Genomic DNA, 21,409 nt, shown 5'->3' on the forward strand with positions numbered 1-21,409 from the left:
CTGTGCTCCTTAGCGAGAGCGGTTACGCCGCCCATCCTTTCGATTAACCTGCACCACCGGCACCGGCATCGCCAGCGGGGCAAACTCTTTCATCACCCGGCGGTAGACTTCCCGCTTGAAGGAGACGACCTGACGCACCGGGTACCAGAAGCTGACCCAGCGCCAGTCGTCAAATTCCGGATGGCCATGACAGCCAAACTGGATCCTGGACTCCTTGCCCGAGTTCAACTGCAACAAAAACCACTTCTGCTTTTGGCCAATACAGACCGGTGAACTGTCCCAGCGAACGAGTCGTTTGGGTAAGCGGTACTTCAGCCAGTTGCGGCTGGTCGCCAAGATGGTCACATCGTCGGGCTTGAGGCCTATCTCCTCATACAGCTCACGATACATGGCCTGTTCCGGCGATTCACCATCATCAACTCCCCCCTGCGGGAACTGCCAGGAGTGCTGCCCATAGCGCTTAGCCCACAAAACTTGTCCGTCACGGTTACAGATCACGATGCCGACATTGGGACGAAATCCGTCGCCATCTATCACGTGATCACCATATAAAGGCTGAATCTATAAAGGGATTGTTCCACATTCACCCCGTGGCAGCAAACAGGGACTGTCATCTTACATTCATGAATAACTTGCCATTTCAAGCCAAGTTATAAACAAATTCACGACGCGAGTTCGCCAAGTTGCCCACCCAGGTTGTGCATAAACCTGTGATCAAACAGGTATATACAGTACTTTTCTCTCAGGGTGCCAAATCAGCCGCTATCATACCCCAACTATGAAAAAACAAAATATTCATTTAAATACATATAGTTAATATTTAAGTGCTGGATCAAGATCCATGTCTTTTGGGGGCAAGGATCCTCATCGGTATTTGTGAACAAGTTCCGCTGCTCAAAGATCCACCAAGGCTAGTTTATCCACAAGCTCGGTGCATTATCTGCACCGATATGGCGGGTAAAATCGGTGGGTTCTCACATTTATTTCTATCCATGGCCCAGGATTGATCCCTTTATGTCAGTTATCCAAGATTTCTGTGGATAACTATGTGCAACAGCCAGGCCAAACCCTTGGACAACTCATTTCCAGCGGGATCCTGCACTTTCCAGAACTGGAAAAAATCATCAATTCCCTTTAAAATCATCCAGATAAATCATTATCGGCATTCATTCCCCCCCTGTGCATAGCCGGGCGAGGATCGGTTACAAAAACAGCGATCCTCGCGACGGATCCCAGGAATTGGAGTGAGCGCCCCGGATCAGGAGCCCCAGATGCCCAGCAATCCCCAGTCAGAGCAAGAGTTGCTGACCCGCGCCTATGCCATGGCGGGCCTGCCGCTGGCCCAGCTCGCGGCCAGCGCCGGGATCCCGGTGCCGCGGGATCTGCGCCGCGACAAGGGTTGGGTCGGCCAGCTGATCGAATGGCAGCTGGGGGCCAGCGCGGGCAGCAAGCCGGAGCAGGACTTCCCGGATCTCGGCATAGAGCTCAAGACGATCCCGGTGGATCCGGCGGGCAAGCCGCTCGAGACCACCTTCGTCTGTGTGGCCCCCCTCATCGGTGTCAGCGGCCAGCGCTGGGAGGAGTCGAACGTGCGCAACAAGCTGTCACGGGTGCTCTGGATCCCGGTGGAAGGCAGCCGCGAGATCCCCATCGGCGAGCGCCGGATCGGCATGCCGCTGCTGTGGAGTCCGAGCAAGGAGGAAGACGACCTGCTACGCCAGGACTGGGAAGAGCTGATGGACATGATAGTGCTTGGGGAGGTGGAGCAGATCAGCGCTCGCCATGGCCAGGTCATGCAACTGCGTCCCAAGGCGGCCAACAACAAGGCCCTGACCCGCGCCATCGGCCGCAACGGCCAACCGATCCAGACCCTGCCACGGGGCTTCTACCTCAAGATAGGCTTCACCCACGGCCTGCTGCAACGCCACTTCGCCCTGCCCATTTGACCCTAGCTATCAACATTCCTGTCATAAGCTGGTATAAAAACAACCAGAAGTACTTTCTTCGCAGTCAATGACAAGGAGGCGTTATGCCGATCAACAAGCAGTTTCTCAAGTCCCGTCCCGAGGTCAAGGTGACCTTTGCAGTGGAAAAAGAGGCCGCCGGTGAGGCGGAGCAGATCTGGCTGCTGGGGGAGTTCAGCCAGTGGCACCCCATCGAACTCAAGCGGATGAAGAGTGGGGAGTTCAAGACCACCCTCAACCTGCCCACCGATGGCCCCAGCCATTTCGAATTCTGCTATCAGCTGGTGCAGCCGGATGGGGAAACCCATTACGACAACGACTGGGCGGCAGATGACTATGTGCCCGGCCCCTTCGGGCGGGACAACTCGGTGGTGCGGGTCAGCCAGCCGAGTTGAAGCCCGGGTTGCCACACCGCAGAGACAAAAAAGGCTCGCCAATGGCGAGCCTTTTCACTACCTGTCGAGCTATTCGTCGACATACCGACACCAATTCGAATCGAATTAGTTGAGCTTCTCTTTGATACGAGCAGCTTTGCCGGACAGGTTGCGCAGGTAGTACAGTTTGGCGCGGCGAACATCACCACGACGCTTCAGTTCTACACTGTGGATCAGCGGAGAGTGAGTCTGGAATACACGCTCAACACCTTCGCCGTTGGAGATCTTGCGAACGGTGAAAGCAGAGTGCAGACCGCGGTTACGCTTGGCAATCACGATGCCTTCGAAAGCCTGCAGACGCTCTTTACCACCTTCTTTAACACGAACTTGAACACGTACGGTGTCGCCCTGGGCAAAAGCCGGGATGTCGGTACGCAGTTGCTCTTGTTCAAGCTGCTGAATAATCTTGCTCATTGTCTTTCCTTACCTAGGATAAACTGAAAACTCTACTAAACGCTGTCACGCACTTCGCGGACATACTCGGCAAGAAGTACTTCTTGCTCGTCAGTCAGAGCTAGGTTGTTAATAAGTTCCGGCCTTCTCTGCCAGGTTCGTCCGAGCGATTGCTTGAGTCGCCAGCGCCGAATCACTTCGTGATTGCCGCTTGTCAGCGCCTCGGGCACCGCCAATCCATCCAACAACTCCGGCCGAGTGTAGTGGGGATGATCCAGCAGGCCATCCGTGAAGGAGTCCTGCTCGGCACTGGCCTGATCGCCCAAGACCCCGGGGACCAGACGCGAAACCGCGTCGATCAGGGTCATGGCAGGCAGTTCGCCACCACTCAACACGTAATCCCCGATAGACCACTCTTCGTCGACTTCGGTTTGTATCACGCGTTCATCGATACCTTCGTATCGACCGGCTACCAGAATCAATTTCTGATTCGTCGCCAACTCGGTTACGCCCGCTTGAGTCAGCTTGCGTCCCTGAGGGGAGAGATAGATGACTTTCGCCCCGTCTCCCGCCGCTTGCTTGGCCGCATGAATCGCATCACGCAGCGGCTGAACCATCATCAACATGCCGGGCCCACCACCATAAGGACGATCATCGACCGTACGGTGTTTGTCGTGGGTAAAGTCCCGAGGGTTCCAGCACTCAATCTGCAGCAGGCCACTCTTGACGGCCCGACCCGTTACCCCGTGCTCGGTAATGGCTCGGAACATTTCCGGGAAGAGGCTAATCACCCCAATCCACATAAGAAACCTCCGGCACCCGTGTTAGCGCGGGAAACTAGAAACCAGGATCCCAATCAACTTCGATTGTGCGAGCAGTCAGATCAATATGCTTGATCACCTGCTCTTCCAGGAACGGAATCAACCGCTCCTTCGCACCGAAGGCATCTTTTACATTGGCCTCAACCACCAACACATCGTTGGAGCCGGTTTCCATCAATTCGGTCACCTTGCCCAGGTCGTATCCCTTGGTGGTCTTCACGGTGCAACCGATGAGGTCACGCCAGTAGAATTCACCTTCGGGCAACGCGGGCAACAGATCGGCGTTAACGCCAATCTCGACGTTGGTCAATGCCAGGGCATCCTCGCGCACATCGATACCATCGAGCTTGCAGATCAGACCCTTGTTGTGACGCTTCCAGGCCGAAACCCGGATCTCACGCCACGCCCCGTTCTGATTGATCAGCCAGGGGTTGTAATCGAAAATCGCTTCGGCAACATCGGTGAAGGAGTTCACTTTAAGCCAGCCCTTGATACCGTAAACGGTGCCCAGGGTGCCCAGAACTACAGGTTTTTCCACCTTAACTCCCTACCGTTTGGCTGATTAAGCAGCTTTAGCAGCGTCTTTGATCAGCTTGGCAACGCGGTCAGAAACAGCGGCACCAGTAGCAACCCAATGCTCGATGCGAGCCAGGTCCAGGTTCAGCTTTTCAGCGTTACCAGCAGCAACCGGGTTGAAGAAACCAACGCGCTCGATGAAACGACCGTCGCGGGCGTTACGGCTGTCAGCAACTACTACCTGGTAGAACGGACGCTTTTTCGCGCCACCACGTTGTAAACGAATGGTTACCATATCGTCCTCATAAACATCTAATGAACAAGGCCCGCAAATACGCGGACCCTAGCTTAAAATAAGCCGCGTAATTCTACTTGGATTCGTAATAATTGCAACCAAGCCAGCCACTTTTTGCACAAGGATGGGAATGAAAAGGGCTCACCTCTGGTGAGCCCTTGCATAGTCGGCTGTTCCCCTGGGATTAGAAGGGGCCGCGACCGCCACCGAAGCCCGGCGGCAACATGTTCTTCATCTGCCCCATCATCTTGCGCATGCCACCCTTGCCGGACATCTTCTTCATCATGCGCTGCATCTCGGTGAACTGCTTGAGCAGCTTGTTCACGTCCTGTACCTGCATGCCGGAGCCGGCGGCGATGCGACGCTTGCGAGAGCCCTTGATGAGATCGGGATGGGCGCGCTCCTTCGGGGTCATGGAGCTGATGATGGCCTCCATGCGCACGGTGAGCTTGTCATCCATCTGATCCTTCACGCTGTCCGGCAGGCCGGACATGCCGGGCAGCTTGTCGAGCATACCCATCATGCCGCCCATGTTGCGCATCTGGGCCAGCTGCTCGCGGAAGTCTTCCAGATCGAAGCCCTTGCCGCTCTTGACCTTGCTGGCCAGCTTGGCGGCCTTCTCTTTATCGACGGTGCGCTCCACCTCCTCGATGAGGGAGAGCACGTCTCCCATGCCGAGGATACGGGAGGCGAGACGGTCCGGGTGGAAGGGCTCCAGCGCGTCTGTCTTCTCCCCCATACCGATGAACTTGACCGGCTTGCCGGTGATGTGGCGCACGGACAGGGCGGCACCGCCGCGGGCATCGCCGTCCGCCTTGGTGAGAATGACACCGGTGAGCGGCAGCGCCTCGTTGAACGCCTTGGCGGTGTTGGCGGCATCCTGACCGGTCATGGCGTCCACCACGAACAGGGTCTCGACCGGCTTGATGGTGGCGTGCAGATCCTGGATCTCCGCCATCATCTCCCCGTCAACGTGCAGACGACCGGCGGTATCGACGATCACCACGTCATAGAATTTCTTGCGCGCCTGATCGATGGCGGCGGTGGCGATGGCCACCGGCTTTTGGGTCACGTCGCTCGGGAAGAAGTCGACGCCGATGTCGCCCGCCAGGGTTTCCAGCTGCTTGATGGCCGCCGGACGGTAGACGTCCGCACTGACCACCAGCACCTTCTTCTTGCTGCGCTCCTTGAGCAGCTTGGCCAGCTTGCCCACAGTGGTCGTCTTACCGGCCCCCTGCAAACCCGCCATCAGTATGATGGCCGGCGGCTGGGCGGCGAGATTGAGCTGCTCGTTCGCCTCCCCCATCACGGAGACCAGCTCGCCGTGGACTATCTTGATGAAGGCCTGGCCCGGACTCAGGGACTTGGCCACTTCCTGGCCGACCGCTCGCTCCTTGACCCGCGCCACGAAATCACGTACGACCGGCAGGGCGACGTCCGCCTCGAGCAGCGCCATGCGCACTTCACGCAAGGTATCCTTGATGTTCTCTTCGGTCAGTCGACCACGGCCACTGACATTGCGCAGGGTGCGCGAGAGTCGTTCAGTCAAATTCTCAAACATGACGCATTCCGGTTCTTGGCGTAACAATTGGGGGGCATTATACCCCAGTCAGCCCTGTGGGACGATTATTCACCGCAAGGAGCGATGGCGACCGGCTTACAAGCAAGCGCAGCAAGTAATAAATCGGGGGGGGCATTATACCTCATACCTAACACAGTCCAGTAAGGACGATTATTCACCGCACGGCTGTGGTCAGCCCTCCGCGATTGCCCCCGAATCCTGCCTATATATGGGCAGATCGGCGGCAGCACAACTGGCGAGCATATCTTGTGCAAGGTATACTGCCTCTCTTATTCCATAAAGCTTGCCTAACAACGACCTGGTTATGATCGTGATCTCTATCCTGGCCCTGGCGTTTTATCTGCTGGCCATCATCGCCTCGCTGCACCTGCTGCTCAGCGCCAAGCCCGTCGGGCAAGTCTCGCTGTTCGCCTGTGTCGGCCTGGCCCTGACAGCCCATGGCGTCGCGGTCGGCAGCGAAGTCCTGGCCACCCAGTCGGGTCAGAACCTCAGCATGCTGAACGTCGCCTCCCTGGTCAGCCTCATCATCAGCTGCTTCATGACCTGCGTCACCCGCCGCTTCAACGGCTGGATCCTGCTCCCCGTGGTCTACAGCTTCTCCGCCTTGCTGCTGGCGGCGAGCGCCCTCATCCCGGGTCGCTACATCACCCATCTGGAAGCCCATCCCCAGCTGCTGCTGCACATAGGCCTGGCCCTGATGGCCTACTCGGTGCTGATGATCGCCTGCCTGTTTGCCCTTCAGCTCGCCTGCCTGGACAGACAGCTTAAATCCAGAAAAATCAGCAGCCTGCCTGCCATGCCTCCGCTGATGACGGTGGAACGGCGGCTGTTCCAGCTCATCTCGGCCGGCCTCTTCCTGCTGACCCTCTCCATCGCCTCCGGCCTCTTCTTCCTCGAGGACATGTTCGCTCAGGGCAAGTCCCACAAGGCGGTGCTCTCGATCCTGGCCTGGTGCGTCTATGTACTGCTGCTGTGGGGCCACCATACCCGCGGCTGGCGCGGTCGCAAGGTCATCACGCTGAGCCTCATCGGCAGCGTCATCCTGACTCTGGCCTACTTTGGTAGCCGCTTCGTCAAGGAAGTCTTGCTGAGCTGACGGCTCAGCCCTCCCCTCATTACTCAACAGGAGCCCTTCTTGGACAGTATCTCAACGAGTACATTACTGATTGTGCTCGTTATCTTGATCCTCTTGTCAGCCTTCTTCTCCAGTTCCGAAACCGGTCTGATGTCCCTCAACCGCTACAAGTTGCGGCATCTGGCCCAGACCAAGCACAAGGCCGCCCGCCGGGTTGAAAAACTGCTGGCGAGGCCGGATCGCCTGCTCGGTCTCATCCTCATCGGCAACAACCTGGTCAACATTCTGGCCTCCGCCATCGCCACCATAGTCTGCATCCGGCTGTTCGGGGATCTCGGCGTCGCCATCGCCACCTTCGGCCTGACCCTGGTGGTGCTGGTGTTCGGGGAGGTGACCCCCAAGACCCTGGCGGCCATGTTCCCAGAGCGCATCGCCTATCCCGCCTCCTGGGTGCTCAAGGGGTTGATGGTTCCCCTCTCCCCCTTCGTCTGGCTAATCAACGGCATCACCAATCTCTTGCTCAAGCTGATGCGGCTGGATCACCGCAAGGATGACTCCCTCAACACCGAGGAGCTGCGCACCATAGTGAACGAGGCGGGTAGCCTCATTCCTCAGCGTCATCAGGAGATGCTGATCAGCATCCTGGATCTGGACAAGATGACGGTGGAGAACATCATGGTGCCGCGCAACGAGATCTCCGCCATCGACATCAACGATGACTGGAAGACCATACTACGCCAGCTGGCCCACTGTGCTCACACCAAGATCCTGCTCTATCGCGACAACATCGACGATGTTGTCGGTTTTTTTCACGTCAGAGATGCACTCAGACTGGTGGCCAGGGATCAGTTCAGCAAGTCCAGCCTGCTCCGGGAAGTGGATCCCATCTACTTCATTCCTGAAGGGACCCCCCTCAACGTGCAGTTGGCCAAGTTCCAGCGCAACAAGGAGCGGATCGGGCTGATCGTCGACGAGTACGGGGATATTCAGGGGCTGATCACCCTGGACGACATTCTCGAAGAGATAGTCGGGGACTTCACCACCTCCATGGCGCCGGCACCGAGCGACGAGATCCACCCCCAGCCCGACGGCTCCTTCCTGGTGGAAGGCTCTGCCAATATCCGCGAGCTGAACAAGGAGATGAACTGGCATCTGCCCATGGACGGTCCGCGCACCCTCAACGGGGCCATCTTGGAATACCTGGAGGAGATCCCCCAGCCCAACATCAGCGTCCGCCTCGCGGGCTATCCCATCGAGATCCTCGAAGTGGAGAACAACATGGTGAAGATGGCGCGGATCATGCCGCATCTATACCGTAACGAGTCGGGTTACGAGGATTGAAAAAAGGCTGCCGATGGCAGCCTTTTTCGTCTCATTCGTTTTCGTCGTCCGGTTCCAGCACCAGGGTCGGGATCATCTCCCCGAACACTCGCTGCAGCTCGTCGCGATTGGCCAGCAAGTCTTTCAGGGTGTAGCCATCCATCACCGCCAGGAAGGCGTTCATCGCCTCCTTCAGGGCGCTCTTCAACAGGCAGACCGAGACGATGTGGCAGACGGGCGAGTTGCAGTCGATGCCGTCCAGGTTGCCCTCCAGCGCCCGGATCACCTGGCCTATGTTCACCTCCTCCGGTGCACAGGCCATGCGGATCCCGCCATTCTTGCCACGCTGGGACTGCAGATAGCCCAGCTTCACCAGCTGGTTCACCACCTTCACCATGTGGTTGCGGGACACGTCGTACAAGGCGGACACCTTGGCCACGCTCGACAGCTCCCCTTCCGGCAGTGTGGCCAGATAGAGCAGGGCTCTCAATCCAAAATCGGTATAGCTAGTCAGTCTCATAATGCCTGTGGCGCATAGCGCAGAAAAATTGGTTATTGATTCAGATCAATTAAACATCTAGGATGCCACTTATTAAATGACATTCTAGATGTTCAATTAGAAAGGATCCCTATGTTAGATCAAGCCACCATCGCCGTCATCAAAAGTACCATTCCCTTGCTCGAATCGGCGGGCCCCGCCCTCACCCAGCACTTCTATCAGCGCATGTTCAGCCACAACCCCGAGCTGAAGGATATTTTCAACCTGGCGCACCAGCGCAGCGGTGGCCAACCCCTGGCCCTGTTCAACGCCGTCGCGGCCTACGCCAAGAATATCGACAACCTGGGTGCCCTGTCCGGCGCGGTGGAACGCATCGCCCACAAGCACACGGGTTTCCTGATTCAACCGGAACAATATCACATTGTGGGTAGTCATCTCTTGGCCACGCTCAAAGAATTGGGTGGCGAAGCGGTCACCGACGAGGTGCTGGACGCCTGGGGCAAGGCTTATGGGGTGCTGGCCAGCATCTTCATCGGCCGCGAGAGCGAGATCTATCGGGAGAAGGCGGCGCAGCAAGGCGGCTGGCAAGGTGCCCGCCCCTTCATCATTCGGGAGAAGCGCAAGGAGAGCGAGCTCATCACCTCCTTCGTGATGGTTCCCGCCGATGGCAAACCTGTGCTCACCTTCAAACCTGGCCAATACCTCAGCATCCAGCTCAATCACTCCGAACTCGAGTATCAGGAGATCCGCCAGTACTCCCTCTCGGATGCGCCCAACGGCCGTGACTACCGGATCAGCGTCAAGCGCGAGCCAGAAGGCCAGGTCTCCAACCTGCTGCACGACGTGCTGCAAGTCGGTGACGAGGTGTCGCTGATGCCACCCACAGGTGACTTCTTCCTGCAGGCCGATACCCGCACGCCCGTGGTGTTGCTCTCCGCCGGTGTGGGTCTGACCCCCATGCTGAGCATGCTGAACCAGCTGCTGGCCAACGGCCATGACGCCGAGATCCGCTGGCTGCACGCCTGCGATCACGGCGCCCTGCACGCCTTCAAGGAGGAGATACGCGAGAAGAGCCGGCAGCATGCCAGGCTGGAGAGCCGGGTCTGGTATCGGGAGCCGGCGGTGCAGGACGAGCAAGGGAAGGACTATGACTTCGCCGGCACCCTGGATATTGAACAGGTCAGCGCCCTCATCCCGGCCAATGCCCACTTCTACTTCTGCGGTCCCCTCGGCTTCATGAAATCGGTGAAGGGACAGCTGAGCTGCCTCGGCGTACCTGCCGACAAGATGCATTACGAGGTGTTCGGCCCCCATCAGGATCTCTGATACCGGCCAAGCAACCCCCGCATACAACAAGGCCCACGCACTGCGTGGGCCTTGTCACATCAAAGCGGGCTCAGCGCATCGCCTTGGCGCGGGCGATGGCATTGGCCGGCATACGATTGCCGAGCCTGCTCAGCAGGCTGGCCGCCTTCTGGTGCGTCGCCTTGTCGCCGATGACGGCGCCGTGCAGCCAGTGATAGGCCTCCTCATAATCCAGCGGACTCCCCATCCCCTGCAGCAGCATCTCGACCCATTCGATCTGTGCCCGCAAGAAACCCAGGCTCGCCGCCTCCCGCATCAGGGTCTCGGCGCGCACCAGATCCTTTTGCACCAGTATGCCCTTCCAGTAATAGCGGCCGAGCTGCTCCAACGCGGGAGCCAACCCCTGATTGGCCGCCTCCCACATATATTGCACCCCTATCTCGGCATCGGGTTTGATGCAGACTCCCCAGGCCAGCATGTCCCCCCACAGGAACTGATAGGCCGGGATCTTCATCACCGAGGCACGTGCCTCGATATCCTGGGTCAGCTGGCACCTGTCCTGCTTCACCTGGGTCAGATGGCGTCCCTGCTCTATCCAGTTGAGCAGCTCATCCTGCCGATAGAGCGGCACCGCCTTCAGCTCACCCGTGGCGATGGGAGCGGGAACGACGGGCTTGGGCTGTGGCGCCGAAGCCTGGGCCGAGATCGGCGCGGCCTGGGCCGGAGGCACCGCCATGGCTCCTGCCACCCCGGGGGCCATGATGGGCGATGAAATGGGGGCGGCGAGATTGTCCGTGCTGGGGGCAACGGGGGCTGGCGCAGCATTAGTGGAAGACAAGGCCGTCGAGACGGCAGACGAGGCCGGTGTCGCGGCCAGGGAGGGCGCTGCGGAGGATGCCGGACTCAGGGTGGCCGGGGCAGCCGAGACACTCTCTGCCCCCTGCAAGGGGAGGCTGCATAGACAGATAAGGCCGACGAGGGAACTGGGTTTTATCATAGGGATCTCCTGCTGCCTCCTGTTATCGGCCGCCTCCCCCGTTTCGTTAGCCCCTCACCAGAAATGGCAAAGGGGAGCCGAGGCTCCCCTTGTGACGACTCAAACGGCTTATTTGACGAAGTCGATACCCAGCTGGATGTCGGCCTTCAGGGTGGCCAGCATGCTGTTCATGGCTTCTTGCTCGAAGGCGCTCAGCTTGCCATAGTCCAGCACGGACTCGACACCGTTCTTGCCGAGCAGCACAGGCTGCGCGAAGAAGGTGGCGTGCTCGCCGTTGCCTTCCACATAGGCGCACTCGATGACGTTGGCTTCGCCCTGCAGACCCTTGATCAGGGACAGACCGAAGCGGCAGGCCGCCTGACCCATGGACAGGGTGGCAGAACCGCCACCGGCCTTGGCTTCCACCACTTCGGTACCGGCATTCTGGATGCGCTTGGTCATGGCAGCCGCTTCTTCGGCGCTGAAGCTGGCCCCTTCGATCTGGGACAGCAGCGGCAGAATGGTCACGCCACTGTGGCCACCGATCACGTTGATGCGAACCTTGTCGACGTTCAGGCCCTTGGCCTCGGCCACGAAGGTCTCGCCACGGATGACGTCCAGGGTGGTGACGCCGAACAGGCGACGCTTGTCATAGACACCGGCCTTCTTCAGCACTTCGGCGGCGATGGCGACCGTGGTGTTGACCGGGTTGGTGATGATGCCGATCAGCGCCTTCGGGCAGCTGGCCGCACACTTCTCCACCAGATTCTTGACGATACCGGCGTTGATGTTGAACAGGTCGGAACGATCCATGCCGGGCTTGCGAGCCACGCCGGCGGAGATCAGCACAACATCGGCGCCGACCAGAGCCGGGCTCGGATCTTCACCGCAGAAACCTTTTACTTTCACGTCAGTCGGGATGTGGCTCAGATCGGCTGCAACACCCGGGGTGACCGGGGCAATGTCATACAGGCTCAATTCGGAACCGGCAGGCAGGCGATTTTTCAACAGCAGAGCGAGGGCTTGGCCGATGCCACCGGCGGCACCCAGAACGGCAACTTTCATGATCAACTCCATGTTCAAGCGTAGGTTTAAGGTTGTTTCTTGTTGGGATTAAGACGGCTTCTTATTGTGGGCATCACCTTAAAGGATCCCCTGGTAAAAAACAATCTGATAACAGTTGTAATCACAGGTTCTGTGAGCCAGGGAGCAGCGACGAGGAAAACAGAGAGGAATATGCGATTAATGGGAGGAAAAGCACAGATTTTCTGTGCTCACCTCACCATTAAGAGGTAAAAACGACTGCCCTATGCCTGGAATGCCAGTGCCCTGCGCTCGCACCAGCGGAAACCAATTGTTAACAATCCATTCAAGGTCAGGTAGAGGGCACCGGCCACGGTGAACACAGCCAAAGTGTCATAGGTCTGGGCGTTGAGACGCTGGGCCAGCCCCATGATATCCATGATGGTGATGGTACTGGCGAGCGAGCTGCCCTTGAGTACCAGGATCACCTCATTGGAGTAGGCAGGCACCAGCCGGCGGGCGGCATGACGCACCTTCATCCACAGGGTCTGGCCGGCGGAGAAGCCGAGCGCCCGGCAGGCTTCCACCTCGCCGGCGGGGATGGCATCGAGCGCCCCCTTGAACAGCCGGGTGGAATAAGCCGCGGTATTGAAGCCCAGCGCCAGCACGGCGCAGAACCAGGGCTGCTTGAGCAGCGGCCAGAGCGGACTTGCTTTGAGCCACTCGAACTGGCCGGGGCCGTAGTAGATGAGGAAGATCTGGATGAGCAGCGGCGTGCCGGTGAAGACCAGCACCCAGAGCTGCACCAGCTGGGTGGCGACCGGAATGCGGCGCTCCAGCACCCAGGTCATGGCGGCGGCCAGCAGCACGCCAAGCAGCAGGCTGAACGCGGTGAGCTGCAGGGTGATGGCCAGCCCCCCCAGCAGGGTCATGAGGTAATCCTGCATGGTCAACCTCCGTAGCGGCGGGTATAGCGGGCAGCCTGCTTGAGGCCGAATTCACTCACCAGGCTGATGGCCAGGTAGATGAGGGCCGCGGCGGCATACCAGGTGAAGGGTTCATAGGTGCTGGCCGAGGCCATCTGCGCCTGGCGCATCATCTCGTTCACCCCGATCAGGGAGACCAAGGCCGTGTCTTTGAGCAGCACCAGCCACTGGTTGCCGAGCCCGGGCAGGGCGTGGCGCCAGGCCTGGGGCAGCACGATGCGAAAGAAGATGTGTCCCTTGCCAAGCCCGAGGGCCATGGCCGCCAGCCGCTGACCGGCCGGCACCGCATTGAGGGCCGCCCGCAGGGTCTGGGTGGCATAGCTGGCAAACAGCAGGGAGAGCGCCAGCACGCCGCAGGCGAAGGGGCTGAACTCCACGTACTCGCCGGTGATGAGGAACAGCACCTGGGTCGAGCCGAAGTAGATGAACAGCACCACCAGCAGCTCGGGCAGGCCACGGATCAGGGTGGTCAGGGTGGCCACTGGCCACACCAACCAATTCCGCTTGCTGAGCTCGGCGGCGCTGAATCCCAGCGCCAGCACCATGCCGCCCACCAGAGACGCCAGGGCCAGCCCCAGCGTCATCCAGGCCGCATCCAACAACAGACTCAACATGGCTTATTGCTGCGCGAAGTATTTGTCATAGATCTTCTGATAGGTGCCGTTGGCCTTGATCTCGGCCAGCCCCTTGTTCAGCTGGGCCAGCAGCTCTTTGTTGTCCTTGGCCACCGCGATGCCAAAGCCGGTACCGAAGTACTTGGTGTCGGTCACCGGGGAACCTATCACACCGTAATCCTTGTGCTGCTTCAGCCAGTCGGCGGCGACGGCGGTGTCGGCGAAGACGCCGTCGGTGCGGCCGTTCATCATGTCGAGGAAGGCGCTCTGGTAGCTGGCGTACGGCACGGTCAGCAGACCCTTGCCGATCCAGTTATCCACCAGATAGGACTGGTGAGAGGAGCCGTTCTGCACGCCGACCGTCTTGTCGACCATCTCTTCCGGCCCCTTGAAGGCGCCCTTCTTGGCCACGAACACGGCGGAGTTCTGGTAATAGATGTCGGAGAAGTCGACCTGGGCGGCCCGCTCCGGGGTCACGTCCATGGCGGCGATGGCGGCGTCATAGCGACGGAACTTGAGGCTCGGGATCAGGCTGTCGAAGGCCTGGTTGTGGAAGCTGCACTCCAGCTTGGCCTGGGCGCAGATGGCGCGGGCCAGGTCGATGTCGAAGCCCTGGAACTCGTTCTTGTCGTCCAGGTATTCGAACGGTGCGTAGGTCGCCTCGGTGGCGAACTTGATCTCCTTGGCCAGCACCGAGGTGCTCAGCAGGCCCATGGCCGCAACCAGCAACAGACTCTTTTTCATGACAGCTTCCTTATCGATTCAATATCAATGCATCAAGAATTCGGCAAACCGGCTGGTTTGCGGGGCCTGGAAGATGGCGGCGCTACCGGACTCGATGATCCGCCCCTTCTCCAGATAGATCACCTGACTGGCCACCTTGCGGGCGAACTCCACCTCGTGGGTCACCACCACCTGGGTGATGCCGGTCTGGCTCAGGGTGCGGATGATCTCCGCCACCTCTTTGGTAATTTCAGGATCGAGCGCCGCGGTGGGCTCGTCAAACAGCAGCACCTGGGGATCCATCATCAGGGTGCGGGCGATGGCCACCCGCTGCTGCTGGCCGCCGGACAGACGCGCCGGCCAGGCGTCGCGCTTGTCTGCAAGCTGCAACTGGGTCAGCAGATAACTGCCCTTCTCGATGGCGGCCTCACGGCTCATACCGAGCACCTTGACCGGCGCCTCGATGAGGTTCTCCATCACGGTGAGATGGGGCCAGAGGTTGTACTGCTGGAACACCATGCCCACCTTGCGACGCAGGGCCTGGGCCTGGCGATTGAATTCCGCCGGGGAGAGGTCGCTCGGGAAAGAAAATTCACTGTCAGCGATGCGCAGCACACCGGCATCCGGGGTATCCAGCAGGTTCATCATGCGCAGCAGCGAACTCTTGCCCGCACCGCTCGGGCCCAGTAATACCAAGGTCTCGCCGGGAGCGGTCTTGAAGCTGACCTGCTGCAGTACCTGCACCTTGTGCCAGGATTTCTCGATGCCGATTAATTCAATACCCATACGACCTAATTGAATAAGTTTTCAAAATTTCGTCCTGATTCTAGCGCCGGCATAAGTGGATGCAAGCTATATTTGAATCAATATGCAGAAGAAGCGCCGCTTCCTTGCCAAAACCGGCATATGAATGCAAAATAGCAGCGCTGTTCGTATCTGCCGCCTGAGCGTGACAGGCGGCCACACCCCTCATTCGTGAGTCCAAGATGAAACATAACGACAAGCAAGAAAAACTGGCCAAGGCCTTTAAAGCCCTGCTAAAAGAGGAGCGTTTTGGCTCCCAGGCAGAGATAGTCACCGCCTTGCAAGAGATGGGCTTCGAGAACATCAACCAATCCAAGGTCTCGCGCATGCTGAGCCGCTTCGGCGCCGTCCGCACCCGCAACGCCAAGATGGAGATGGTCTACTGCCTGCCGGTGGAACTGGGTGTGCCGACCACCTCCAGCCCCCTCAAGAACCTGGTGCTGGACGTCGACCACAACGGCGCCCTGGTAGTGATCCACACCAGCCCAGGTGCCGCCCAGCTGATCGCCCGCCTGCTCGACTCCCTCGGCAAGGCCGAAGGGATCCTCGGCACCATAGCCGGTGACGATACCATCTTCATCACCCCGACCAGCGACACCGATATCGAGGAACTCTACCTCTCGGCCCTCGAGCTGTTCGAACAGACCCCCTGATCAGGCTGGCCTCCCGGCCCGTGACCTGAACGAAAAATCCCGGCCTAGGCCGGGATTTTTGTTATCTGGGCGGCCTGCTGGCCACCTGACGAATAGCCGGGCTCGGTTGCCCGGCGCCAGAGATGGGTCGACAGGTCGGAGCCCGTCACGGGCCGCCCAGTTCGGCGCATTCCTTCAACGTGTTCGCGCCCTTATTTACCCTGCGACAGCAGGAAATCTTGCGAGGGTGCGAACAGCGCCACCCCGGTCACCGCCTTGGTGAAGCGCAGCAGGTGATCGTAGTGGCTGCCCTCCCCCTTGTACATGCTCGCCAGCATGGCGTTGAAGTGCAGCGGGGTGCGGCAGCAGGAGATGAAGTAGAGCCCCTGCTCCTGCATGGTGCCCCAGGGCATGCTCTGGCGCAGTATCTCCATGGACTCCCCCTTGGGAGTCTTGAGGTTGACCCGCTTGATGTGGGAGGTCAGCGGCTTGTCGGCGGACTCATACTCGATGTTGTCCACCTTGGTACGACCAATGATGTCTTCCTGCTCCTTGGTCGCCAGCTTCTGCCAGTCGGTCAGGGCGTGGACCCAGCGCTGCACGTGGATGTAAGAGCCACCGGCGAACTCGCCACCCTCCAGCAGTGCCACCTCGGCCCTGTGCCCGTCCTGCGGGTTCTCGGTGCCATCGACGAAGCCGGTGAGATCCCGGTAATCCAGGTTGCGGAAGCCCCGCACCTCTTCGGCCAACTCCACCAGACCCGCCAGCAGCGCCATGACGCGGTGACCGGCGTGATGCAGCACATCCACCCGGTCGGCGCGCAGTTGCACGAAGAGATCGAAGGGGGTGCTCGGCGCCTCCTGACCGTTGGCGGACTGGGCCATAAAGCCACGGAACTGGGGCGGACGGGCGGCCGGATAGATGGCATCCCAGCCTTCGGCGCCCACGGCCACCAGGCCGCTGAAACCGGCATCGGGGAAGTCGGCACTCACCGCATCCCACAGCAGCGGCAGCTTGGCCAGACGGGCCGCCAGCTCAGCGCCATCACCGGTGCGATTGAACATCAGATAGAGGGCGTGCAGATTCGGCTCTGCGCAGATCCCGGCTTGGGCTTTCATTTATCTCTCCAAAGACATTGGCTAAGGGCGTGGCGGGATTATAAACCGGAACCGGGTCAATTCCTTGATTTCACATCGCTATATAGGGTCTATTCCCATCTCGACACGACCGCGACTGGGTTTGTTTTTACGCTGCACCCGACCTTAAGGAGCCAGCCTGGTCGTCCAAACAAGCCATCAAGCATCGACGTCATGCGTAAAAACACCCCCGTCCCTGCGGGTTGTGCGGCAAATGATGCCATGCCTCGTTGCTGGACTTGGCAAGGGAATGGCCATTGCCGGTTTCCAGCGCCTAGCCTGGCGCCATTTGACGCGACAACGCAGTTTACGCCGAGACGGCAACAGACCCTAGGGCAAAGAGTCGAACAGCACCAAGGCATGGGGGGCGACCGTCACCCTCACCCTCTCCCCTTCGACGGGTTCCCCCGTGCTGGCCTCCAGCAGTTGTTCCCCGCACGCCAGCAGCACCCGGCAGTGGTGACCGAGGAACTGCTGTTCCCGTATCACCAGCCCCCCTTCGACTGCCGCCGTCAGCGCCAGCTGCTGGGGCCTGAGCATCAGCTGCAGCCGCTCGCCGACGGCGCGGCCGTGGGGCTCCTGACCGCAGATCCGCCCCAGGGCCGTTTCGACACAGCGCTCGTCCACCACCTCGGCGGCCAGGTAGTTGACCCCGCCGAGAAACTCCGCCACGAAGCGATTCTCTGGACGGCGGTAGAGCCGTTCCGGCTCCCCCACCTGCTCGATATGGCCGGCCCGAAACAGCGCTAGCCGATCGGCGAAGGCGAACGCCTCCTCCTTGCTGTGGCTGACGAAGATGGCCCCTATGCCCTGGCGCTTGAGCAGGGCGCGGATCTCTAGGATGAGCTTCATCCGTACCTGGGTATCGATGTTGGAGAAGGGCTCGTCCAGCAGCATCAGCCGCGGCTTGCACACCAGGGCGCGGGCGATGGCGACCCGCTGCTGCTGACCACCGGAGAGCTGATGGGGATAGCGCTCCCCCAGCCCCTGCAGGTTGACCAGGGCCAGCGCCTCCTCCACCTGCTGCTGGCGGGTACTACGGTCGAGTCGAGTCAGGCCGAAGCCGACATTATCGGCCACCGTCAGATGCGGAAACAGGGCGTAATCCTGGAAGATCATACCGATGTTGCGCGCCTCCGGCGCCAGGCTAGTCCCCGGCCCGTCCAGCAGGGTCTCGCCGAGCCGGATCTCTCCTTGTGCCAGCGGCAGCAGGCCGGCTACCGCCTTGAGCAAGGTGGTCTTGCCACAACCGCTCGCACCCAGCAGGCAGACGATCTCGTTGTCGGCCACTCGCAGGGAGAGTTGCTCCAGCACGGGGCGACCGTTGTAGTGGCAGCTGACCTTCTCGATATTCAGGCAAGACAAGGCTCGTCTCCTTTGTTCTTTGACGCCAGACCGGACATGGGCTCAGTGGCCCTGGCTGTCCAGGCTGCGGTTGATCCAGATGAGGGGCACCAGGCCCACCAGCACGATGACGATGGCGCCGAGCGCCCCCCGCTCCAGCATCTCGTCCGAGACGAACTGATAGACGTGGGTCGCCAGGGTCTCGAAGTTGAACGGCCTCAGCAACAGGGCGGCGGGCAGCTCCTTCATGGATTCGATAAACACCAGCAGGGCACCGGCGAACAAGCCACGCCGCACCAGGGGCAGGTGCACCCGCCGCAACATGCCCCCGCTCCCCTGCCCCAGGGAGCGGGCCGCCGCATCCAGGCTCGGGGAGATCTTGCCCATGCTGCTCTCCACCGAGCCGATGGCGATGGCCACGAAGCGCACCAGATAGCCGAAGACGATGGCGGTGAGGGTGCCGGTCAGCAGCAAGCCCGGCCCCTGCATCCCGAGCCAGTCGGCCAGATCGTTGATGCCAAAATCCAGCGCCGTCAACGGCACCAGCACCCCGATGGCGAGCACGGTACCCGGCATGGCGTAACCCATGGCGGCGATGCGCAGGGGCAGCAGGCTGCGGGTACTGCCATCGAGGCGGCGACAGAAGCCGAGCAGCAGGGCAACGGCCATGGCCAGCAGGGCGGTCAGGGCCGAGATCAGCAGGCTGTTGCCGGCGAAGCGCACAAACTCCGGCGTCCAGGAGAGGGCGAAGTAGCGCACCCCGTAGTCGAGCAGGATAGCGAACGGCAGGGCGAAGCCCGCCAGCACCAGGCCCCAGCACCAGAGGCCGGCGAGCAGGCGAGGCAAGCCCTTGAGGGGGTAGCTCAGGGGCGCCTCATGACCCATGGACTTCTGGAACACCTGCTGGCGCCGGCGGGAGCGGCGCTCCAGCGCGATCAGCAGCACCACGGCCAGCAGCATCAGACAGGAGAGCTTGGCGGCGGTGGCCAGGCTGCCGTAGCCGAGCCAGGTATCGTAGATGGCCGTGGTGAGGGTATTGAGGGCGAAGAAGTGGACGGTGGCAAAGTCCGCCAGTGTCTCCATCGCCACCAGGGAGGCGGCCACCATGATGGCGGGGCGAGCCAAAGGCAGGCTAAGGCGGCGAAAGCTCTGCCAGGGGCTGCAGCCGAGCAGTCTGCTGGAGTGAATGAGGCTGACGGACTGCTCTAGAAAGGAGGCACGTGCCAGCAGATAGACATAAGGGAAGAGCACCAGGGCCAGCACCCAGGCGGCGCCCCCCAGGGTACGAATGGCCGGGAACCAGTAATCCGCCGGGCTCTGCCAGCCGAACAGGGTGCGCAGCCCCCCCTGCAAGGGGCCCGAGTAGTCGAGCAAGTCGGTATAGACGTAGGCGACGATATAGGAGGGCATGGCCATGGGCAGCATCAGCGCCCACTGCAGGGCACGGCGCCCTGGCACCTGGCACATGGCCACCAGCCAGGCGGTGGGTACGCCGAACAGCAGGCTGAGCCCCACCACCCCCAGCACCAGGCAGGCAGTGTTGGCGAGGTAGTCCGGCAAGACGGTATCGGCGAGATGGGAGAACAGCTCCCCGTCCGCCGAGAAGGCGGAGAAGACGAGGGCGAGTACGGGTAAACCCAGCAGCAGGGCGCTCGCCCAACTGCCGGCAATCCAACCAGGATGTTTCATGAGATCACAGAAGTTGATGGGGCCGGCGGCCCCATCCGATTAGAGGTCGAACTTCACTTCATCCAGCAGCTGCAAGGCATCCTTGCGGTGCTTGGCGTAGTCACTGACCGGCAGGGCGTCAGACTTGAAGCTGCCCCAGGACTTGACCATGGCGGACGGCTCCACACCGGCCTTAACCGGGTACTCGGCGTTCACGTCCGCGTACATGTGCTGGGCGGTGTCGCTGGAGAGGAACTCCATCAGCTTCTGGGCCGCCTCCTTGTTCTTGGCGTACTTGGTCATGGCCACTCCGCTTACGTTGACGTGGGCACCGCGATCGGCCTGGTTCGGGAAGTTGATCTCCACCGCATCGGCCCAGGACTTCTGCGCCGGATCCTTCAGCATGGCGCCGAGGTAGTAGCTGTTGCCCAGCGACAGGTCACAGATGCCGTCCTTGATCGCCTTGACCTGATCCCGATCGTTGCCCTGGGGCTTGCGCGCCAGGTTGGCCTTGACCCCTTCCAGCCAGGTCTTGGTGTCGGCCATGCCGTGGTGGACGATCATGGAGGAGACCAGGGCCACATTGTACTCGTGCTTGCCGCTGCGGGTACAAATCTTCCCTTTGAACTCAGGCTTCACCAGATCTTCGTAGCGGATGGTGTCGAGCTTGCCGAGGCGGTCCTTGCTGGAGTAGATGGCGCGCACCCGGGTGGTCAGGGCGAACCACTTGTTGTCCGGATCCCGATAGATGGCGGGGATGTTCTGCTGCAGGGTCTTGCTGTCGACGGCCTGCACCAGATCCTTGTCCACCAGATCGGTCAGGCGGCTGATGTCGACGGTCAGCATCAGGTCGGCCGGGGAGAGCTTGCCTTCCCGCTCCAGACGCTCGTTCAGCCCCTCTTTGGCGAACACCACGTTGACCTTGATCCCCGTCTCCTTCTCGAACTGCTGGATGATGGGCTTGATCAGCTCATCCTGGCGGTTGGAGTAGACATTTACTTCCCCGGCGGCAAAGGCCGACTGGGCGACCAGGGTGGAGAAGGCCAGCGCCAGCATCTTCATTTTCATCGTCCGTTCCTTGTGTTGCGTGTCATTGATAATTATTTTTTTTTGCATTCTGCCCGAGGCGCAACCCAGGGATCAAGGCGATTCAGGGAGGCAGGATCACATATTCAAACATCGACCAAACAAAAGAGACCGGATGGTGTCCCATCCGGCCTCTCGATGATAATTCACTCGATATTTTGGCTTGCCTGACACGTCCTGCTGCCCATCCCCATTCAGACCCGTGAAACGGGG

The 21,409-nt window shown here is 60.3% G+C and carries 23 protein-coding genes; 6 read left to right on the plus strand and 17 right to left on the minus strand.

Features of this window, described 5'->3' with window-relative positions:
- Window positions 1-9: 9 nt before the first annotated feature.
- On the minus strand, window positions 10-537 hold the full coding sequence (rppH, locus tag ACRCYW_RS13920; protein ID WP_438550666.1) for an RNA pyrophosphohydrolase: 528 nt from the start codon (window positions 535-537) through the stop codon (window positions 10-12).
- Between the two features lie 734 nt (window positions 538-1,271).
- On the opposite strand from rppH, the gene mutH reads away from it, so the two are divergent.
- Both mutH and ACRCYW_RS13930 read left to right on the plus strand, forming a co-directional pair.
- Window positions 1,272-1,946 carry a DNA mismatch repair endonuclease MutH gene (gene mutH / locus ACRCYW_RS13925; RefSeq protein WP_438550667.1) on the plus strand — a complete coding sequence of 225 codons (675 nt, stop codon included), beginning with the start codon at window positions 1,272-1,274 and terminating at the stop codon, window positions 1,944-1,946.
- Between the two features lie 83 nt (window positions 1,947-2,029).
- Window positions 2,030-2,359 carry an isoamylase early set domain-containing protein gene (locus ACRCYW_RS13930; RefSeq protein WP_438550668.1) on the plus strand — a complete coding sequence of 110 codons (330 nt, stop codon included), beginning with the start codon at window positions 2,030-2,032 and terminating at the stop codon, window positions 2,357-2,359.
- Between the two features lie 105 nt (window positions 2,360-2,464).
- On the opposite strand, the gene rplS is transcribed toward ACRCYW_RS13930, so the two are convergent.
- The 5 genes from rplS to ffh all read right to left on the minus strand — a co-directional run bounded on the left by rplS (window position 2,465) and on the right by ffh (window position 5,984).
- Window positions 2,465-2,812, minus strand: coding sequence for a 50S ribosomal protein L19 (gene rplS / locus ACRCYW_RS13935; RefSeq protein WP_005313505.1), 348 nt, complete (start codon window positions 2,810-2,812; stop codon window positions 2,465-2,467).
- Window positions 2,813-2,847: 35 nt separating this feature from the next.
- A complete protein-coding gene (trmD, locus tag ACRCYW_RS13940) occupies window positions 2,848-3,594 on the minus strand; it encodes a tRNA (guanosine(37)-N1)-methyltransferase TrmD (protein ID WP_438550669.1) in 747 nt (248 codons plus the stop codon).
- A gap of 34 nt (window positions 3,595-3,628) precedes the next feature.
- Window positions 3,629-4,150 (minus strand): ribosome maturation factor RimM, encoded by a 522-nt coding sequence (gene rimM / locus ACRCYW_RS13945; RefSeq protein ID WP_438550670.1) that lies wholly within the window; start codon window positions 4,148-4,150, stop codon window positions 3,629-3,631.
- Window positions 4,151-4,174: 24 nt separating this feature from the next.
- On the minus strand, window positions 4,175-4,423 hold the full coding sequence (rpsP, locus tag ACRCYW_RS13950; protein WP_010673084.1) for a 30S ribosomal protein S16: 249 nt from the start codon (window positions 4,421-4,423) through the stop codon (window positions 4,175-4,177).
- Between the two features lie 184 nt (window positions 4,424-4,607).
- Window positions 4,608-5,984: a signal recognition particle protein gene (gene ffh / locus ACRCYW_RS13955; RefSeq protein ID WP_438550671.1), complete on the minus strand. Its 1,377-nt coding sequence runs from the start codon at window positions 5,982-5,984 to the stop codon at window positions 4,608-4,610.
- Between the two features lie 325 nt (window positions 5,985-6,309).
- Here ffh and ACRCYW_RS13960 point away from each other — a divergent pair, with 325 nt between their 5' ends.
- Both ACRCYW_RS13960 and ACRCYW_RS13965 read left to right on the plus strand, forming a co-directional pair.
- A complete protein-coding gene (locus tag ACRCYW_RS13960; RefSeq protein WP_438550672.1) occupies window positions 6,310-7,101 on the plus strand; it encodes a cytochrome C assembly family protein in 792 nt (263 codons plus the stop codon).
- Window positions 7,102-7,140: 39 nt separating this feature from the next.
- On the plus strand, window positions 7,141-8,421 hold the full coding sequence (locus ACRCYW_RS13965; RefSeq protein WP_438550673.1) for an HlyC/CorC family transporter: 1,281 nt from the start codon (window positions 7,141-7,143) through the stop codon (window positions 8,419-8,421).
- A 31-nt stretch (window positions 8,422-8,452) separates the two neighbouring features.
- Here the strand turns inward: ACRCYW_RS13965 and ACRCYW_RS13970 are convergent, their stop codons facing one another.
- Complete coding sequence (locus tag ACRCYW_RS13970) at window positions 8,453-8,920, minus strand: Rrf2 family transcriptional regulator (RefSeq protein ID WP_349919680.1); 468 nt, start codon at window positions 8,918-8,920, stop codon at window positions 8,453-8,455.
- A gap of 111 nt (window positions 8,921-9,031) precedes the next feature.
- On the opposite strand from ACRCYW_RS13970, the gene hmpA reads away from it, so the two are divergent.
- A complete protein-coding gene (gene hmpA / locus ACRCYW_RS13975) occupies window positions 9,032-10,225 on the plus strand; it encodes an NO-inducible flavohemoprotein (RefSeq protein ID WP_438550674.1) in 1,194 nt (397 codons plus the stop codon).
- A gap of 70 nt (window positions 10,226-10,295) precedes the next feature.
- On the opposite strand, the gene ACRCYW_RS13980 is transcribed toward hmpA, so the two are convergent.
- The 6 genes from ACRCYW_RS13980 to ACRCYW_RS14005 form a co-directional block, all read right to left on the minus strand.
- Complete coding sequence (locus ACRCYW_RS13980) at window positions 10,296-10,940, minus strand: tetratricopeptide repeat protein (RefSeq protein ID WP_438550675.1); 645 nt, start codon at window positions 10,938-10,940, stop codon at window positions 10,296-10,298.
- Window positions 10,941-11,309: 369 nt separating this feature from the next.
- On the minus strand, window positions 11,310-12,245 hold the full coding sequence (gene mdh, locus ACRCYW_RS13985) for a malate dehydrogenase (RefSeq protein WP_438550676.1): 936 nt from the start codon (window positions 12,243-12,245) through the stop codon (window positions 11,310-11,312).
- 242 nt (window positions 12,246-12,487) lie between these two features.
- Window positions 12,488-13,150, minus strand: a complete 663-nt coding sequence (gene artM / locus ACRCYW_RS13990) for an arginine ABC transporter permease ArtM (protein ID WP_438550677.1) — start codon at window positions 13,148-13,150, stop codon at window positions 12,488-12,490.
- 2 nt (window positions 13,151-13,152) lie between these two features.
- Window positions 13,153-13,803 (minus strand): arginine ABC transporter permease ArtQ, encoded by a 651-nt coding sequence (gene artQ / locus ACRCYW_RS13995; RefSeq protein ID WP_438550678.1) that lies wholly within the window; start codon window positions 13,801-13,803, stop codon window positions 13,153-13,155.
- A gap of 3 nt (window positions 13,804-13,806) precedes the next feature.
- On the minus strand, window positions 13,807-14,547 hold the full coding sequence (locus ACRCYW_RS14000; RefSeq protein WP_438550679.1) for a transporter substrate-binding domain-containing protein: 741 nt from the start codon (window positions 14,545-14,547) through the stop codon (window positions 13,807-13,809).
- Window positions 14,548-14,571: 24 nt separating this feature from the next.
- Window positions 14,572-15,312: an ATP-binding cassette domain-containing protein gene (locus ACRCYW_RS14005; RefSeq protein ID WP_438550680.1), complete on the minus strand. Its 741-nt coding sequence runs from the start codon at window positions 15,310-15,312 to the stop codon at window positions 14,572-14,574.
- A gap of 200 nt (window positions 15,313-15,512) precedes the next feature.
- On the opposite strand from ACRCYW_RS14005, the gene argR reads away from it, so the two are divergent.
- Window positions 15,513-15,983: a transcriptional regulator ArgR gene (argR, locus tag ACRCYW_RS14010; RefSeq protein ID WP_005308670.1), complete on the plus strand. Its 471-nt coding sequence runs from the start codon at window positions 15,513-15,515 to the stop codon at window positions 15,981-15,983.
- A gap of 191 nt (window positions 15,984-16,174) precedes the next feature.
- On the opposite strand, the gene ACRCYW_RS14015 is transcribed toward argR, so the two are convergent.
- From ACRCYW_RS14015 to ACRCYW_RS14030, 4 genes are all read right to left on the minus strand, one after another.
- Window positions 16,175-17,080: a Dyp-type peroxidase gene (locus ACRCYW_RS14015; protein WP_438550681.1), complete on the minus strand. Its 906-nt coding sequence runs from the start codon at window positions 17,078-17,080 to the stop codon at window positions 16,175-16,177.
- Window positions 17,081-17,428: 348 nt separating this feature from the next.
- Window positions 17,429-18,463, minus strand: a complete 1,035-nt coding sequence (locus ACRCYW_RS14020) for an ABC transporter ATP-binding protein (protein WP_438550682.1) — start codon at window positions 18,461-18,463, stop codon at window positions 17,429-17,431.
- Between the two features lie 42 nt (window positions 18,464-18,505).
- Window positions 18,506-20,131: an ABC transporter permease gene (locus ACRCYW_RS14025; protein WP_438550683.1), complete on the minus strand. Its 1,626-nt coding sequence runs from the start codon at window positions 20,129-20,131 to the stop codon at window positions 18,506-18,508.
- A gap of 39 nt (window positions 20,132-20,170) precedes the next feature.
- Complete coding sequence (locus ACRCYW_RS14030; RefSeq protein WP_438550684.1) at window positions 20,171-21,178, minus strand: Fe(3+) ABC transporter substrate-binding protein; 1,008 nt, start codon at window positions 21,176-21,178, stop codon at window positions 20,171-20,173.
- Window positions 21,179-21,409 lie beyond the last annotated feature (231 nt).

The sequence above is a fragment of the Aeromonas sp. genome (genome assembly GCF_051657805.1).
In the GTDB taxonomy this organism is placed as follows: Bacteria; Pseudomonadota; Gammaproteobacteria; order Enterobacterales; family Aeromonadaceae; genus Aeromonas.

What these genes read in the sequence shown, in the direction of transcription:
- mutH (WP_438550667.1), top strand. Translation starts at nt 1,272, where the DNA reads ATGCCCAGCAATCCCCAGTCAGAGCAAGAGTTGCTGACCCGCGCCTAT.
- ACRCYW_RS13930 (WP_438550668.1), top strand. Translation starts at nt 2,030, where the DNA reads ATGCCGATCAACAAGCAGTTTCTCAAGTCCCGTCCCGAGGTCAAGGTG.
- rplS (WP_005313505.1), bottom strand. Translation starts at nt 2,812, where the DNA reads ATGAGCAAGATTATTCAGCAGCTTGAACAAGAGCAACTGCGTACCGAC.
- trmD (WP_438550669.1), bottom strand. Translation starts at nt 3,594, where the DNA reads ATGTGGATTGGGGTGATTAGCCTCTTCCCGGAAATGTTCCGAGCCATT.
- rpsP (WP_010673084.1), bottom strand. Translation starts at nt 4,423, where the DNA reads ATGGTAACCATTCGTTTACAACGTGGTGGCGCGAAAAAGCGTCCGTTC.
- ffh (WP_438550671.1), bottom strand. Translation starts at nt 5,984, where the DNA reads ATGTTTGAGAATTTGACTGAACGACTCTCGCGCACCCTGCGCAATGTC.
- ACRCYW_RS13960 (WP_438550672.1), top strand. Translation starts at nt 6,310, where the DNA reads ATGATCGTGATCTCTATCCTGGCCCTGGCGTTTTATCTGCTGGCCATC.
- ACRCYW_RS13970 (WP_349919680.1), bottom strand. Translation starts at nt 8,920, where the DNA reads ATGAGACTGACTAGCTATACCGATTTTGGATTGAGAGCCCTGCTCTAT.
- hmpA (WP_438550674.1), top strand. Translation starts at nt 9,032, where the DNA reads ATGTTAGATCAAGCCACCATCGCCGTCATCAAAAGTACCATTCCCTTG.
- ACRCYW_RS13980 (WP_438550675.1), bottom strand. Translation starts at nt 10,940, where the DNA reads ATGGCGGTGCCTCCGGCCCAGGCCGCGCCGATCTCGGCCCAGGCTTCG.
- mdh (WP_438550676.1), bottom strand. Translation starts at nt 12,245, where the DNA reads ATGAAAGTTGCCGTTCTGGGTGCCGCCGGTGGCATCGGCCAAGCCCTC.
- artM (WP_438550677.1), bottom strand. Translation starts at nt 13,150, where the DNA reads ATGCAGGATTACCTCATGACCCTGCTGGGGGGGCTGGCCATCACCCTG.
- artQ (WP_438550678.1), bottom strand. Translation starts at nt 13,803, where the DNA reads ATGTTGAGTCTGTTGTTGGATGCGGCCTGGATGACGCTGGGGCTGGCC.
- ACRCYW_RS14000 (WP_438550679.1), bottom strand. Translation starts at nt 14,547, where the DNA reads ATGAAAAAGAGTCTGTTGCTGGTTGCGGCCATGGGCCTGCTGAGCACC.
- ACRCYW_RS14005 (WP_438550680.1), bottom strand. Translation starts at nt 15,312, where the DNA reads ATGGGTATTGAATTAATCGGCATCGAGAAATCCTGGCACAAGGTGCAG.
- argR (WP_005308670.1), top strand. Translation starts at nt 15,513, where the DNA reads ATGAAACATAACGACAAGCAAGAAAAACTGGCCAAGGCCTTTAAAGCC.
- ACRCYW_RS14015 (WP_438550681.1), bottom strand. Translation starts at nt 17,080, where the DNA reads ATGAAAGCCCAAGCCGGGATCTGCGCAGAGCCGAATCTGCACGCCCTC.
- ACRCYW_RS14025 (WP_438550683.1), bottom strand. Translation starts at nt 20,131, where the DNA reads ATGAAACATCCTGGTTGGATTGCCGGCAGTTGGGCGAGCGCCCTGCTG.
- ACRCYW_RS14030 (WP_438550684.1), bottom strand. Translation starts at nt 21,178, where the DNA reads ATGAAAATGAAGATGCTGGCGCTGGCCTTCTCCACCCTGGTCGCCCAG.